Below are 15,489 nucleotides of genomic sequence, written 5' to 3'. Positions count from 1 at the left end.
GCCGAGCGAGATGGCCGACGCCGAACCGCACGGCCTCGGCGACCGTATCCGTCTCTGGTGGGACAGCCTGCCGCGTTTCGGTCAGTGGGCCGTCGGACTCCCCGCGATCCTGCTCATCGCGTTCCTGCCGGTCATCAAGCCGCCGTTGATCACCACCACGGCAACCGATTTCGGCGTGGTGATGGCGACGTTCGCGATGACCGCGCTGATCGCCATCGGTCTGAATGTGGTCGTCGGCCAGACCGGTCTGCTCGACCTCGGCTACGTCGGCTTCTATGCCGTCGGGGCCTACGTGGTGGCGTTGATGACCTCACCGGCGAGCCCGCTCTGGGGCAGTACCGATCACGGCATCTTCTCCGGGCCGTGGGCATGGCTGGCGTGCGTGCCGCTGGCGATCGTGATCACCGGGATCACCGGCCTCATCCTGGGCACCCCCACCCTTCGTGTGCGCGGCGACTACCTCGCCATCGTGACCCTCGGATTCGGCGAGATCGTACGACTGCTCGCCGACAACCTCACCGAGGTCACCAACGGTGCCTCGGGCCTGCAGAACGTGTTGTTCCCGGAAATCGGCACCAACGACAAGCATCCCGACGGGGTGTTCTCCAACGCCAACAACAGCCCACCGTTCAACTACGGCGTGTGGTGGTTCTGGCTCTGCATGGTGTTGGTGATCATCGTGCTGATCGTCATCGGCAACCTGGAACGCAGCCGGGTCGGCCGATCCTGGGTGGCCATCCGCGAGGACGAGGACGCCGCCGAGATCATGGGCGTGCCCACGTTCAAGTACAAGCTGTGGGCCTTCGTGATCGGCGCCGGCATCGGCGGCCTCTCCGGTGCGGTGTACGCCGGTCAGGTCCAGTACGTCGACCCCAAGGCATTCACCGTCATCAACTCGATGCTGTTCCTGTGCGCGGTGGTCCTCGGCGGGCAGGGCAACAAACTCGGCGTCATCGTCGGAGCGTTCGTGATCGTCTACCTGCCGGCCCGGTTGCAGGGTGTCGAGGTCGGCGGACAGTCACTGAGCGAGTTCAAATATCTGTTCTTCGGTATCACACTGGTGGTGTTGATGATCTTCCGTCCGCAGGGACTCTTCCCGGCGCGCGCGAGACTCGTGACCTTCGGCCGGCAGGTGTACTCGGCGGTGCGGCACCGAACGCCCACTGCCCACAGCGAGGAGGTGAACGCATGACGCACCGCGGTCCCGACGGCAACGACGAGGTCCACTCCGACGAGGCCGGCCCCGACGAGGCCGGTCCCGATCTCTCCGAACAGATCGAGGAGGTCACCGAGGATCCCGAGGCGAGGACCATCGTCGACCTGGCCGCCATCGACCCGGATCTCGCCGATCCGGAGGCGGTTGCCGAAGTCGTTGCCCCGCAGCGTGACATCGCCACCGCCGAGGGCGAGAAACTCCTGGAGGTCAACGGTCTGACGGTCGAGTTCGGTGGCCTCGCCGCGCTCGACGACGTCACGTTCGACATCAAACGCGGCGAGATCCTCGGGCTGATCGGACCCAACGGCGCCGGGAAGACGACCTGCTTCAACGCCATCACCGGTGTCTACCCGCCCACCCGCGGCACCGTCACCTTCGACGGCAACCCGCTCGGAAAGATCAAGCGCCACAAGATCACTCGTCTCGGCATCGCGCGCACGTTCCAGAACGTCCGGCTCTGGGGTGAGATGACCGCCCTGGAGAACGTCTGCGTCGGCACCGATGCCCGGCACAAGACCTCGGTGTTCGGCGGCATCTTCCGTACCCCGCGGCACTACCGGGAGGAACACGACGCCGTCGACCGCGGCATGGCGCTGCTCGAGTTCGTCGGCATCGGCCCGCGCGCGGCCGAGAAGGCGTCGAATCTGCCCTACGGTGACCAGCGTCGGCTGGAGATCGCGCGGGCGCTGGCCACCGAACCGAAACTGCTGTGCCTCGACGAGCCGGCCGCCGGCTTCAACCCGAGCGAGAAGACCGCGCTGATGGGTCTGATCAAGAAGATCCGCGACGACGGCTACACGGTGCTGCTGATCGAGCACGACATGCGGCTGGTGATGGGGGTGACCGACCGGATCGTGGTGCTCGAGTTCGGCCGCAAGATCGCCGAGGGCGCCCCCAAGGACGTCCGCGACAACCCGGCGGTCATCGCCGCCTACCTGGGAGTTCCCGATGACGAATCCGCTTGACCCCGTTCTCGAACTGCACGACGTCGTCATCCACTACGGCCGCATCCGCGCGCTGCACGGCATCTCGCTCCAGGTCGGCGGCGGTGAGCTGGTCACCCTCCTCGGCGCCAACGGCGCGGGCAAGTCCACGACGATGCGCGGCATCTCCGGCCTAAACAAGCTCAGCCACGGCGACATCCTGTTCGAGGGCGAATCGATCAAGCACCTCGCGCCGCACGAGCGGGTGCATCGCGGCATCATCCAGGTGCCGGAGGGCCGTCGTATCTTTCCCGGCATGACCGTGCTCGAGAACCTCGACATGGGTTGCTATGGAAGGAGATTCGACTCCAAATCGGCCTACGACGAGGCCCTCGAGCACGTTTTCGAGCTGTTTCCCCGACTCGGTGAGCGGCGCAAGCAGTACGGCGGCACGATGTCCGGCGGTGAGCAGCAGATGCTCGCGATCGGACGTGCGCTGATGGCCCGGCCGAAACTGCTGCTGCTCGACGAGCCATCGATGGGCTTGGCGCCCATGGTGATTCAGCAGATCTTCCGCATCATCGCGCAGATCAACGCCGATGGCACCACCATCCTGCTGGTCGAGCAGAACGCGCAGCAGGCGCTGAGCCGCTCGGATCGCGGCTACATCCTGGAGACCGGTACGATCACCAAGGAGGGGGCCGGCAAGGATCTGCTCGTCGACGACGCGGTGCGGGAGGCGTATCTCGGCGTGGCATGACTAGCCTGGATGGCATGGTGGACATAACCGTCACCGGCACGGGTGACCTCGACCTCGTGAGTTCGCTACTGGCGCAATCGTTTGCCGATGATCCCGTGGTGCGATGGCTCAGCGACGACGCGCGCCGCGACAAGACGATGTTCCTGACGCTGGCGCGGTGGGCGCACGGCCCCGCCGCGTCGGTGGACCTCGCACTGCGCGACGGGGCACCGATCGGCGCCGCGATGTGGGATCCGCCCGGACACAAGATCACGCCGACGATGCAGGTACGGGCGATGCCCGGATTCATCAAGGCCATGCGCGGGCGGTTGCGTCGGGGACTGCTCCTCGAGGAGACCTTCCTGAAGCTGCGGCCCAAGGAGCCGCACTGGTATCTCGGCACCGTGGGCGCGGCGGTGCCCGGGCTCGGGGTTGGCACCGCGTTGTTACATGCCGGCCTCGATCGGGTCGACGGGCCGGCCTACCTGGAGAGTTCGAATCGGGCCAACATCCCTCTCTATGAGCGATTCGGCTTCGACGTCGTCGACGAGATCACCCTGGGGGACGACGGCCCGACGGTGTGGCCCATGTATCGCAAGGGCTGAACGGGCTGTCGGAGGCGATCACTAGACTCACACAGGTGAGTCCTGCGACCAACGCTTCGGCGACCAAGACCAAAACCCTGATGCTGCTCGACGGGCACTCGCTCGCGTATCGGGCCTTCTTCGCCTTGCCTGCCGAGAACTTCAAGACGGCCACCGGACAGACCACCAACGCCGTCTACGGCTTCACGTCGATGCTGATCAACCTGCTGCGCGACGAGGAACCGACGCACATCGCCGCCGCCTTCGACGTGTCCCGCAAGACATTTCGCTCGGACATGTACCCCGAGTACAAGGCGCAACGCTCCAAGTCGCCCGACGAGTTCAACGGTCAGGTCGATCTGACCAAGGAGGTCCTCGACGCACTCGGCATCCCGGTCTTCGCGATCGAGGGATACGAGGCCGACGACATCATCGCCACCCTCGCCACGCAGGCCGAGGCGCAGGGCTACCGCGTCCTCGTCGTCACCGGCGACCGGGACTCGCTGCAACTCGTCGACGACTCGGTGACCGTCCTCTATCCCCGCAAGGGTGTCTCGGATCTGACCCGGTTCACCCCGGACGAGGTGGAGAAGAAGTACAACCTGACCCCGGCCCAGTATCCCGACTACGCGGCGTTGCGCGGCGACCCGAGCGACAACCTGCCCGGCATTCCCGGTGTAGGGGAGAAGACCGCGTCGAAGTGGATCCGCGAGTACGGCTCGCTGACCGCGCTGGTCGACCACGTCGACGAGGTCAAGGGCAAGGTCGGCGACGCGCTGCGTGACAATCTCGCGTCGGTGCTGACCAATCGGCAGCTCACCGAACTCGTCCGCGACATGCAACTGCCGTCGGGTCCCGACGATCTCGCCATGGTCGGGTGGGATCGTGACCGCATCCACCGACTGTTCGACGACCTCGAGTTCCGTGTCCTGCGTGACCGGCTGTTCTCGACCCTGACCTCGGCCGAACCGGAGGCCGAGTCGGGGTTCGATCTCGACGGCACCACCCTCGGCCCGGGGCAGGTGCGGGCGTGGCTCGACGAGCACACCGCCACCGGCCGCAGTGGTGTCGCGGTCACCTCCCCGCACGTCGTCGTCGATGCCGATACGACGGGTCTCGCGGTCGCCGCCGCGGACGGATCGTCGGCGTTCGTCGATGTCACCGGCCTCGATCCCGACGACGAGCAGGCCCTCGCGGCGTGGCTGGCCGACCCCGAGCGGCCGAAGGCCCTGCACGAGGTCAAGTGGGCGATCCACGCGCTCCGGGCGCGTGGATGGACCCTCGCGGGGGTCACCAGCGACACGTCGCTGGCCGCCTACCTGGTCCGGCCCGGACAGCGCAGCTTCAACCTCGACGACCTCGCGCTGCGCTATCTGCGGCGCGAACTGCGCGCCGACGACGCCCCCGCCGACGGGCAGATGTCGCTGCTCGACGAGGACGGCGGGGAGGCCAAGGCGGCCGAGCAGCATATGCTCGAGGCGCGGGCGGTGGCCGAACTCGCCGAGGTCCTCGACACCGAACTCGACCGGATCGATTCCAAACCGCTGCTCACCGACATGGAGTTGCCGCTCGCGTTCGTTCTCGCCGAGCTCGAGTCGGCCGGCATCGCCGTCGACGTCGACCATTTCGGTGAGCTGGAAAGTCAGTTCGCGCAACGGATTCGCGCCGCCGCCGATGCCGCGTACGAGGTCATCGGCGAACAGATCAACCTCGGCTCACCCAAGCAGCTGCAGACGGTGCTGTTCGACAAGCTCGACATGCCGAAGACCAAGAAGACCAAGACCGGTTACACCACCGACGCCGACGCGCTGCAGAGCCTGTACGAGAAGACCGAGCATCCCTTCCTCGCGCATCTGCTCGACCACCGTGACGCCACCCGGTTGAAGGTCACCGTCGACGGACTGCTCAAAGCGGTCGCCGACGACGGCCGCGTGCACACCACCTTCAACCAGACCATCGCCGCGACCGGACGACTGTCGTCGACCGACCCCAATCTGCAGAACATCCCGGTGCGCACCGAGGCGGGACGGCAGATCCGGAAGGGGTTCGTGGTGGGCGCCGAAGCCGGCGGCACTGCGTACGAGTGCCTGATGACGGCCGACTACAGCCAGATCGAGATGCGGATCATGGCGCACCTGTCGGAGGACGCGGGGCTCATCGAGGCCTTCAACACCGGTGAGGACCTGCACAATTTCGTCGGGTCGCGGGCGTTCGGGGTACCCATCGACGAGGTGACCGTCGAGATGCGGCACCGTGTGAAGGCCATGTCGTACGGACTCGCCTACGGATTGAGTGCCTTCGGTCTCGCCGCGCAGCTCAAGATCAGCCGCGACGAGGCCAAGGAACAGATGGAGGCCTACTTCGCGCGGTTCGGCGGCGTCCGCGACTATCTGCACAACGTGGTCGAGGAGGCCCGCCGCAACGAGTACACGGCGACGCTGTACGGCCGGCGTCGCTACCTGCCCGACCTCAACAGCGACAACTGGCAGCGCCGGCAGTCCGCCGAGCGGATGGCGCTCAACGCTCCGATCCAGGGCACCGCTGCCGACATCATCAAGGTCGCGATGATCAACGTGCAGAAACGGCTTGTCGCCGAACAACTCCGGTCCCGGATGCTGCTGCAGGTGCATGACGAACTGGTCGTCGAGGTCGCCGCGGGGGAGCGCGATGCCATCGAGGCCGTCGTCCGGGAGGAGATGGGCAGCGCCATCGAACTGTCGGTGCCGCTGGAGGTGTCGGTGGGATTCGGTCAGTCCTGGGACGACGCGGCGCACTGACGGGCAGGCGACGCGGGCATGCGCCCGTCAGCGAGCGGTGCCCGCTCGGCGACGGTCGAGTCCGTCGAGCAGAATCGACAGTCCGTACTCGAAGGCGTCGTCGGCGCGCTGCCGGCCGGTAGGTGCGGCAGCGACCGCCCGCGCCAGCGGGCTATCGGCCCTGAGGTTTTCCGTTGACCACACACTCTCCGGCGCTGCGGCGTCGAGGGCGGAACCGAGGGCGAATGTGTCGAGCGCGGTGATCACGTGGAGGATCTCGGCTTCGGCAAAACCGCCGTCGGACAGCGCACCGGCGAGATTGTCGTATGCCGCCAGGATCGCCGGTGCCTCGACGGTTTGCCCGGTCAGCGCGCGCACCAGTACGGGATGCGCGCTGAATGCGTCGCGATAGGAGTGCACCCACTGCGTCACCGACGTACGCCAGTCGGCCGACCAGTCGACCTCGTGTCCCATCGCCGCCGCGATCGTTCCCCGGACGAGTTCGATGACCTCCTCGCGGCCGCTGACATGGTGATATAACGACGACACCGCCACGCCGAGCCGCTTCGCCAGGCTCGGCATCGTGAAGGTTTCCTTGGCGTCGAGTTCGGCGAGCGCAGCATCGGCGATCGTCTGGCGGTCCAGGAGCGGTGAGGGCGGGCGCGGCACGGTGTCAGCTTAGCGATCAGGACCGATGAACCACCTGGCCGTCAACCATCGTCATGGTGATCGGAGCATCGACCAGTTCGTCGGGTGGGGCGGCCATCGGGTCGACGGCGAACGCGGTGAGGTCGGCCCGGCTGCCGACACCGATCCATCCCGCAGTGGTCGATCCCTCGGCGCACGCGGCATGCGACGTGTAGCCCTCCAACGCCATTCGGGCGGTCAATCCTTGGTCAGCGAGCACCGGGAGATCTTCGGGATGCTGTGCCCGACGACGCAATTGGGCATCGGCCAGGATCGCCCGAGGATCGAAGGGCGCGATCGGCCAGTCCGAGCCCAGCGCCAACACACCGCCGGCGTCGCGAATGTCGCGGGTGCGAAAGGCGCGGTCCGCGCGCTTCTTGCCGAGGCGTACCGACCAGTTGTCGGACTGGTCCCCGCGCGTGTAGAGGGTGCAGTGCGTGGGCTGCATACTGGCGACCACCTGCTGTCGTGCGAACCGTGCGACGAGATCGTCGGGCAGGGTCTCGACGTGCTCGATGCGATGTCGCACGCCACCCGCCGGACGTGCTGCGTCGGCGAGTGTGTCGAGGGCGTAGCGGATGCCCGCATCGCCGATCGCGTGGGTGACGGTCGGCACGCCTTTGGCGGCGAGATAGTGCACCGCCTCGCGGTACTCGGCGGGTTCGGGCCACAACGGCGCCGTCGACTCTCCGTGAGCATCGGCGTGCTCGAGCCACGCCGTACCGCCGTCGATCGTTCCGTCGATCATGAACTTGACGCCGTCGACGCGCCATCGGCGGCCGCCGCGTCGTTGCAGGTCCACGATGTGGTCGAGTTGAGCGCGGTCGGTGCCCGGCATGCAGAATGGCGCGAACCGCAGGCGTATCGGCAACTCGCTCGAATCCTCCAGTGCAGCAACCAGTTCTCCGCTGTCCGCCTCGAAGTCCATGGCATTTCCGGAGGTGATGCCCGTAGCGGCCATCGATGCGAGCAAGCTCCGTAGACGGGTGCGGCGGGAGGCAGCCGAGTCGGTTGGCAACACATCGTCGAGCAGTTCGGTGGCCTCGAGTTCGAGGAGGTGACCGGTGGGAATACCGTCGGCGCAGACGATCTCGGCGTTGCCGTCGAAGCCGCGTGGCCCGGTGATACCGGCCCTGCGCAGGGCTGCGGGACTCGCGAGCGCGGAGTGCGCGTCGAAGAGGTAGAGCAGCACGGGCACGTCGTCGCCGACTGCCTCGACGATGGGCGCGTGGGTGATCGGACGGCCACCGAACGCATTCGGGTCCAGTCCCCAGCCCAAGACCCATTCGCCTGTGCGCGGCGCCTCGCGGAGGGCCGCAACCAAAGAGGGGATGTCGTTCACCCTCGACAGGTCCACCCCCGCCGTGAGCTTGAGGCCCATCACCGGATGGATGTGCCCGTCGATCAGACCCGGGGTCAGGGTGGCCGCGCCAAGGTCGATCACCTCGGTGCCGCGCCCGATGTGGGCGACCGCGGTGTGCGCATCGCCCACCGCGGTGACCACTCCATCGGTGATCGCCACAGCCTCGATCGGTGCACCGGGATGCATGGTGTGGACGGTGCGGGCCAGGACGACGGTGTCTGCCGGGCTCATCGTGGTGTTCTCCTTACTTACTCGATATTCGCGGGGTTCAGCGCTCGGCAGCGGCACGTGGGTCGTCGTACAGTCCACCGATCCGGTCGTAGACCATCGGCTTGCGTAGTCGGAAGTACTGTGCGACAACCGCTCCGACGATCAGCACGACCCCCACGAGCCCGACCAGTACGGTGTTGACCGCTGTGCCCGCCCCGGTCAGAAGGTCGATGTTGGCGATGAGGACGCCAAGGGCGACCCCGAGCAGGATCGCGCTGACGATCCCGGCGATCACCCCAGGCCGTTCGACGCCGACCAGTCGCTTGCGCACGAAGTATCCGACGACCGCGATCGCGGTGATGACCTGCAGCGCGAGGATGCCGACGACGCCGGGCGTGTTCATCAACAGGAGGAGCTTGTAGTAGGGATCCGCGCCGCACGCGGCAAAGGCCAGCACGATGACGAGCGCGAGCAGCGTCTGCACGGCGCCGGCGCGCGCCGGCGACTTGTACGAGGGATGGGTCCGGTCCAGGAACGACGGCAGGACGCCGTCGCGAGCCAGCGAGTAGGTGTAGCGCGTGATGGCGTTGTGGAACGCGATCTGGGACGCGAGTGCGCTGGTGACGATCAGCACCGACATGACATCGGTCGCCCAGGTGCCGACGTAATGCGTCATCGCGGAGAAGAACAGGCCGTCGACGTCGGCGGAGGCTGCCTTTTGCACGTCTTGAGCTCCGTAGGCCTGGACCATCGACCACACGATGAAGCAGTAGACGATGGCCATGAAACCCACCGCCCAGTACGTGGCCCGCGGAATGGAGCGGTCAGGATCGCGTGCCTCGGAGCGATAGAGCGCAGTCGACTCGAACCCCATGAAAGCGGCGAAGGCGAACGCGAGAATCCCGCCCATGCCCGGTGCGAATACCGCTGAAGGCGTGAAGGATTCGAAGCCGATTCCGTCGGCCCCGCCTTGGAACAGCACCGCGAAGGCCAAGACGAGCAGGATTCCGGTCTCGAGCGTCAGCAGGACACCGAGGAATCTGGCGCCGACGTCGATGCCGCGCCGCCCCACGTACCAGACCGCCGCGATGGCGGCGACCGCCAGATACGGCCACGCAATCGTGACACCGAACAGCCGGTGGATCGCGTCCTGGGTTTGAATCGCCATCAAACCGTAGACCCCGATCTGCAATGCGTTGTACGCGACCACGGCGAGGAGTCCGCAGGCCAGGCCGGCGGTACGGCCCAGGCCAAGGGTGATGTACGAGTAGAAGGCACCCTTGCCGCCGGTGCTGCGGGTCATCGCCATGAACGCCACCGCGAACACCGCGAAGACGGCACCTGCGGCGAGGTAGGCGACTGGTGCGCCGACACCTCCGATCGAGAGCGCGAGTGGAGCCACACCGGCCATGACGGTCAGTGGTGCCGCCGCGGCGACGACCATGAATGCGATGGCCGGCGCCCCCAATGCGTTCTGTTTCAGATCGAGCCCGGCCGGTGGGGTCGAGTCGATGGCCAGGGGTGCCGAGGTGATGGAACGGTTCATTGCAGGACCTTCGAGGAGTGGTTTCGGCTCGGTCATTTCTTACCGAATATGATTCGGTAAAACTATGAGGCAGGTCACCGACCGTGTCAAGGGGTCCGGTGAATTCGGAATTCGGATCTGGCAGGATCGCCCCATGCAGCAGTCGACGACGACGTTTCACCGCATCGGCGTCCTGCTCGGCGACGGCATAGGGCCGGAGATCGTGCCGGCCGCCGTCGCGGTCGCCGACGCGGCGGCCCGCTGCGAGGGTGTGGCGATCGACTGGGTCGAGCTCCCGTTCGGTCACACCGCGATCGAGTCGCACGGCGACCCGATACCGGAGTCCACGCTGCGCGCGCTCGATGCGTTCGACATGTGGGTGCTCGGTCCGCACGACTCGGCGAGTTACCCCTCCGCCCACCGCGCCCGCACCCCCGGCGCGGTGATCCGCAAGCACTTCGGGTTGTTTGCGAACCTTCGCCCAGCACGGGCATACCCGGGTGTTCATTCGGTCGCGCCGGATATCGATGTGCTGATCGTCCGGGAGAACACCGAGGGCCTCTACGCTGATCGCAACATGTTCTCGGGCACCGGTGAGTTCATGCCGACACCGGACGTGGCGCTGTCGGTCGGAGTCATCACCCGGGCCGCGACCGAACGGATCGCGCGCGTCGCGTGCGACGCCGCCCGAGACCGGCGCGGACACCTCACGATCGTGCACAAGGCGAACGTGCTGCGGCTGACGACCGGCCTGTTCCGGGACGTCTGCCGCCAAGTGGCCGCCCGCTACCCCGACATCGTGGTCGAGGAACAACACGTCGACGCGATGGCTGCGCACCTGGTGCGCCGGCCCCGCGACTTCGATGTGCTCGTCACCGAGAACCTCTTCGGCGACGTATTGTCGGATCTCGCCGCCGAACTCGCCGGCTCGCTGGGGATCGCCGGATCGGTCAACTGCTCCGAGACAAAGGTGATGGCCCAGGCCGCCCACGGTGCCGCGCCGGACATCGCCGGCCGCGACATGGCCAATCCCGTCGCCATGATCGCCTCGGTGGCGATGGCCTTTCAGCGGTACGGGACGCAGACCGATGACGCTGCCCTCGTTGCCACCGCTGCTCGTATCGAGCACGGTGTGGCCGATACCCTCGCGGGTTCGGTCGCCACCGCCGATCTGGGCGGGACCGCGACCACCGGCGGTTTCACCGACGCGGTCGTCTCCGCCGTCGCGCGTGGTTAATCTCTCGTAACCCCCGTGTGGATTGGGTTGTCAGCCAGTAAGTTCACATCGTGGGCGACAACGGCCGGCCGTCGTCGCGCGTGCCTCGATGCGGATGCTTGAGGGAACCGAACTAGATGGGGTGTGTGATGCGTTTCTTGCGATCGACCCGACCGGTGGCGGCATTGGCCGCACTGTTCGCGGTTCTGGTGCTGGTGTTGGCCGGATGCTCGAACGACGAGTCGGATTCATCGGGCCCGTCGACGTCGACGACCGCGGTGTCGGTGGCGAAGAACGCGGAGATCGCCGCGATGCTGCCCGACAAGATCAAGCAGTCCGGTCAGCTGATCGTCGGGGTGAATGTGCCCTATTCGCCCAACGAGTTCAAGGACCCGAGCGGCAAGATCATCGGCTTCGACGTCGACCTGATGAACGCGATCGGCGGAGTTCTCGGCGTGACGCCGGTGTACAAGGAAGCCGACTTCGACAAGATCATCCCGGCCATCCAGCAGGGCACCTACGACGTCGGCATGTCGTCGTTCACCGACTCGAAGGAGCGCGAGAAGCAGGTCGACTTCGTCACCTACTACAGCGCCGGTATCCAGTGGGCGCAGCAGAAGGGCGGCGGCATCGATCCCAACAATGCGTGCGGCAAGCGCGTCGCGGTGCAGTCGACCACTGTCGAGGACACCGACGAGATCCCCACCAAGAGCAAGGCCTGCACCGACGCCGGGAAGCCCGCGATCGAGAAGGTGAAGTTCGATTCGCAGGACGAGGCGACGAACGCTCTCGTGTTGGGCAAGGTCGACGCGATGTCGGCGGATTCGCCGGTGACCGCCTATGCGATCAAGCGGTCCAACGGCGCGCTGGAGCCGGCCGGCGGGGTCTTCGAGTCGGCGCCCTATGGCTATCCGGTGGCCAAGGGGTCGCAGCTGGCACCGGCCCTGCAGAAGGCCGTGCAGTATCTGATCGACAACGGCCAGTACAAGCAGATCGCCGAGAACTGGGGCGTGCAGGCCGGCACGATCCCGACGTCGGTGATCAACGGCGCGGTCAGCTGACGGCGTGAGCGCTCCCTCGACCGGGCCCATCGGGCTCGACCCGGACGAACCCGCACCGATCAAGGCGGTCCCGCTACGCCATCCCGGTCAATGGCTGGCGGCCGCGATCGTGATGCTCCTGGTCGTACTGTTCCTGTGGGGCGCCGCGACCAACAGTGCCTATCGGTGGGACACCTACGCCAAGTACCTGTTCGACACCCGAATCCTGTCGGGTGTCTGGTACACCCTCGCGCTCACCGTCATCGCGATGGTCGTCGCGATCGTCCTCGGCGTGGTGTTGGCGGTGATGCGCCTGTCGCCCAATCCGGTTCTCCGCTACACCGCATGGGTGTACCTGTGGATCTTCCGCGGCACACCCGTGTACGTGCAGTTGGTGTTCTGGGGGCTGTTCCCGTCGATCTACAAGCGCATCGACCTGGGCATTCCGTTCACCGTGCAGTTCGCGCACTTCGACATCCAGGCATGGAATGCCGCGTTCCTGTTCGCGGCGATCGGTCTGGCCCTCAACGAGGCCGCCTACATGGCGGAGATCGTGCGGGCCGGCGTGTCGTCGGTGGGCGAGGGACAGACCGAGGCGTCGGTGGCGCTCGGCATGTCGTGGAGCCAGACGATGCTCCGTACGGTCCTGCCGCAGGCGATGCGCGTGATCATCCCGCCGACCGGCAACGAGTTGATCAGCATGCTCAAGACGACGAGCCTCGTTGCGGCGGTGCCGTTCACCGGTGAACTGTACGGCCGCGCCAGGGACATCTCGGGTGTCAACTTCCAACCGATCCCACTGCTCATGGTGGCGTCGACCTGGTATCTGATCATCACCAGCATCCTCATGGTCGGCCAGTACTACCTGGAGCGCTACTACTCGAAGGGAGCCAGCCGGCAGATGACGGCGCGTCAACTCAAGGCGATGGCCGCGGCGCAGAACGCACCCGCGGCAACCGAGGGAGCCGAGGATGGTCGCTGAACCCGTGACCACCGACGTCCCCATGGTGCTCGCCGACCGGGTCTGCAAGAATTTCGGCACGCTACAGGTGTTGAAGGGCATCACGCTCGAGGTCAAACGCGGCGAGGTGATGTGCCTGATCGGGCCGTCGGGTTCCGGCAAGTCGACGTTCCTGCGGTGCGTGAATCACCTCGAGGTCGTCAACGCCGGGCGACTGTATGTCGACGGCGACCTCATCGGCTATCGGGAGCGCGGCGACAAACTCTACGAGATGAGCGCCAAGGACGCCGCGAAGCAGCGCCGGGACATCGGCATGGTGTTCCAGCACTTCAACCTGTTTCCGCACCGCACCACGCTGGAGAACGTCATCGAGGCGCCGACGCAGGTGAAGAAGCAGAAGAAGAGCGAGGCGCTCGAGCGGGCGCGCGGCCTGCTCGACCGGGTCGGGCTGGCGGACAAGGCCGACACGTATCCGGCGCAGCTGTCCGGCGGGCAGCAGCAGCGCGTCGCGATCGCCCGGGCGCTGGCGATGCAACCGAAACTGATGCTGTTCGACGAGCCGACCTCGGCGCTCGACCCGGAACTCGTCGGTGAGGTGCTCGGCGTCATGCGGGAACTCGCCGCGAGCGGCATGACGATGGTGGTGGTCACGCACGAGATGGGCTTCGCCCGCGAGGTCGCCGACCAACTGGTCTTCATGGACGGCGGGGTCGTCGTCGAAAAGGGTGATCCCCGTGAGGTGTTGGCCAACCCGCAGCACGAGCGGACGAAGACTTTCCTGTCGAAGCTGTTGTGAGTCGACCTCGTCGACGGTGTCCGGCCGGCAGCGGTCAGGTCTGGATAAGGTCGACGATGTAGCTGCCCGGAATGATGGCCATCAGGCTGCGTGTCAACACGTCGGGGTTCGGTTTCTCCGGTGCGAGAACAGTCGTGAGCGCCGGCAGGAGATGCGTCCGGACGGTGACCTCGACATCGTCGTAGAACGTTCGGATCAGGACACGAAGCCGAGGGTCGTGCGCGGCGTGAGCCCATGCCGAGATGGCGATGCGGCGGTCGACGGCATCGTCGGCCGGTGGCGGGGCCGCTGCCAGTTCGAAGACGCGGGCCACGGCGGCGTGTGGTTCGGCGGGGAGGTTGTGCAGTGCCGCTGCGATGCGGGTGGTGGCGCGTTCGAGGACGTCGGTCACCACGCCATCGATGATGGCCTGTCGGTCTGGGAACGCCCGGTACACCACGCCGGCCGACAGGCCCGAGCGGTCGATCACGTCGGCGATGGTGGTACCGGGAATGCCTTCGGCGGCAACACATTCGCGTGCGGCAGCGATGACCTCGGCGCGGCGCTGACGCCGGTAGTCCTCAGTGACCTTCGGCATCTGCGCCGCGCCGTGACGATGACAGGCCGAAGCGGTCGGGATGCCACCACGGGTCGTGCGCCGCATAGATGTCCACATCAGGGTGCGTGACGAGCAACTCTCGGAGGCGGCCCTGGTTGTGGTCGCGCAACCGACGGTCGGTGGTCACCATGGCCTGGAACGCGCGAACCATCGGCGCGCACGTGGGTTGCGGATCGAGTTGGCGCGCATCGAAGATCGCGTCACCGGCAGCCAGGGTCCAGCCGGCCGAAGTCTCGACGGCCACCCCGCAATGTCCCAGCGTGTGTCCGGCCAACGGGATCAGTGCGATGGGTTCGTGCACCGAGGTCAGCTCTCGCACCGCTTCGAACCCCAGCCACTGTTCACCGCTGGCGGTGTAGGTCTGCCAATGAGGTCCGTGCGCCCACATCGGCGGCCGGTAGCGCTGCTTGTCGCGGAATGAGTGACGGATGGTGGCATTTCGCAGCTCCGCGGCGCTGACATGCACCGTGGCATGCGGGAAGTCGGACAGCCCGCCGACGTGGTCGAGGTCGAGGTGGGTCATCACGATATGCCGCACGTCGTCCGCGTCAAAACCTGATGCCCGCAGCTGATTGACCACCGCCAGTTCGGGGTTCACCAGGGGATGCGCATATCCGCGGGCAAAGCCGGCGCCGAGTCGCGAGCCGATGTCCGCGTAGTCGGCGGTCCCCAGGCCGGTGTCGACGAGGATCAGTCCGTCGCGGTCGGTCTCGAGAACCGCGATGTGACACACGAGGTGTCGTCCGCGCATGCGCAGTCGGCGGATCACCGCGGCGTTCACGTGATGGATGACGGTCGGCATGGTGCGCCTCCAATAAACCGGAACGGATGTTCCTTTTTATTGGAGCACGCCGGGGAGCCATGGTCAATGGTGT

The 15,489-nt window shown here is 66.5% G+C and carries 14 protein-coding genes; 9 read left to right on the top strand and 5 right to left on the bottom strand.

Annotated elements, in window-relative coordinates; genetic code table 11:
- The first annotated feature begins 10 nt into the window (after positions 1-10).
- The 5 genes from ACWDTI_RS05355 to polA all read left to right on the top strand — a co-directional run bounded on the left by ACWDTI_RS05355 (position 11) and on the right by polA (position 6,239).
- Entirely contained in the window at positions 11-1,192 is a 1,182-nt protein-coding gene (locus ACWDTI_RS05355; RefSeq protein WP_449737402.1) for a branched-chain amino acid ABC transporter permease, read from the top strand.
- The gene (locus ACWDTI_RS05350; RefSeq protein WP_449737013.1) at positions 1,189-2,181 is read left to right on the top strand and encodes an ABC transporter ATP-binding protein; all 993 of its coding nucleotides are present in this window, start codon (positions 1,189-1,191) and stop codon (positions 2,179-2,181) included. Before ACWDTI_RS05355 ends, ACWDTI_RS05350 begins: the two co-directional genes overlap by 4 nt.
- Complete coding sequence (locus ACWDTI_RS05345) at positions 2,165-2,899, top strand: ABC transporter ATP-binding protein (RefSeq protein ID WP_449737012.1); 735 nt, start codon at positions 2,165-2,167, stop codon at positions 2,897-2,899. Before ACWDTI_RS05350 ends, ACWDTI_RS05345 begins: the two co-directional genes overlap by 17 nt.
- A 14-nt stretch (positions 2,900-2,913) precedes the next feature.
- A complete protein-coding gene (locus ACWDTI_RS05340) occupies positions 2,914-3,483 on the top strand; it encodes a GNAT family N-acetyltransferase (RefSeq protein ID WP_449737011.1) in 570 nt (189 codons plus the stop codon).
- An 80-nt stretch (positions 3,484-3,563) separates the two neighbouring features.
- A complete protein-coding gene (gene polA, locus ACWDTI_RS05335; protein ID WP_449737401.1) occupies positions 3,564-6,239 on the top strand; it encodes a DNA polymerase I in 2,676 nt (891 codons plus the stop codon).
- Positions 6,240-6,266: 27 nt separating this feature from the next.
- On the opposite strand, the gene ACWDTI_RS05330 is transcribed toward polA, so the two are convergent.
- Genes ACWDTI_RS05330 through ACWDTI_RS05320 form a run of 3 tightly spaced genes read right to left on the bottom strand, consistent with a single transcriptional unit; the run spans position 6,267 to position 10,024 of the window.
- A complete protein-coding gene (locus tag ACWDTI_RS05330; protein ID WP_449737010.1) occupies positions 6,267-6,887 on the bottom strand; it encodes a TetR/AcrR family transcriptional regulator C-terminal domain-containing protein in 621 nt (206 codons plus the stop codon).
- 16 nt (positions 6,888-6,903) lie between these two features.
- The gene (locus tag ACWDTI_RS05325) at positions 6,904-8,499 is read right to left on the bottom strand and encodes an amidohydrolase (protein WP_449737009.1); all 1,596 of its coding nucleotides are present in this window, start codon (positions 8,497-8,499) and stop codon (positions 6,904-6,906) included.
- A 37-nt stretch (positions 8,500-8,536) separates the two neighbouring features.
- A complete protein-coding gene (locus tag ACWDTI_RS05320) occupies positions 8,537-10,024 on the bottom strand; it encodes an APC family permease (RefSeq protein ID WP_449737008.1) in 1,488 nt (495 codons plus the stop codon).
- A gap of 133 nt (positions 10,025-10,157) precedes the next feature.
- Between ACWDTI_RS05320 and ACWDTI_RS05315 the strand changes: the two genes are divergently transcribed.
- The 4 genes from ACWDTI_RS05315 to ACWDTI_RS05300 all read left to right on the top strand — a co-directional run bounded on the left by ACWDTI_RS05315 (position 10,158) and on the right by ACWDTI_RS05300 (position 14,016).
- Positions 10,158-11,240, top strand: a complete 1,083-nt coding sequence (locus tag ACWDTI_RS05315) for an isocitrate/isopropylmalate dehydrogenase family protein (RefSeq protein ID WP_449737007.1) — start codon at positions 10,158-10,160, stop codon at positions 11,238-11,240.
- Between the two features lie 128 nt (positions 11,241-11,368).
- Entirely contained in the window at positions 11,369-12,280 is a 912-nt protein-coding gene (locus ACWDTI_RS05310) for an ABC transporter substrate-binding protein (protein WP_449737006.1), read from the top strand.
- A gap of 4 nt (positions 12,281-12,284) precedes the next feature.
- Complete coding sequence (locus ACWDTI_RS05305) at positions 12,285-13,241, top strand: amino acid ABC transporter permease (protein ID WP_449737005.1); 957 nt, start codon at positions 12,285-12,287, stop codon at positions 13,239-13,241.
- Positions 13,242-13,263: 22 nt separating this feature from the next.
- Positions 13,264-14,016 (top strand): amino acid ABC transporter ATP-binding protein, encoded by a 753-nt coding sequence (locus ACWDTI_RS05300; RefSeq protein WP_449737400.1) that lies wholly within the window; start codon positions 13,264-13,266, stop codon positions 14,014-14,016.
- Positions 14,017-14,050: 34 nt separating this feature from the next.
- On the opposite strand, the gene ACWDTI_RS05295 is transcribed toward ACWDTI_RS05300, so the two are convergent.
- Together ACWDTI_RS05295 and ACWDTI_RS05290 are read right to left on the bottom strand one after the other, a co-directional pair.
- Entirely contained in the window at positions 14,051-14,593 is a 543-nt protein-coding gene (locus tag ACWDTI_RS05295) for a TetR/AcrR family transcriptional regulator (protein ID WP_449737004.1), read from the bottom strand.
- Entirely contained in the window at positions 14,577-15,416 is an 840-nt protein-coding gene (locus ACWDTI_RS05290) for an MBL fold metallo-hydrolase (RefSeq protein ID WP_449737003.1), read from the bottom strand. Before ACWDTI_RS05290 ends, ACWDTI_RS05295 begins: the two co-directional genes overlap by 17 nt.
- Positions 15,417-15,489 lie beyond the last annotated feature (73 nt).

It is taken from the genome of Gordonia sp. NPDC003424 (assembly GCF_053588655.1).
The sequence above is the reverse complement of the archived record's forward strand: the minus strand, read 5'-3'. Positions and strand labels throughout refer to the sequence as shown.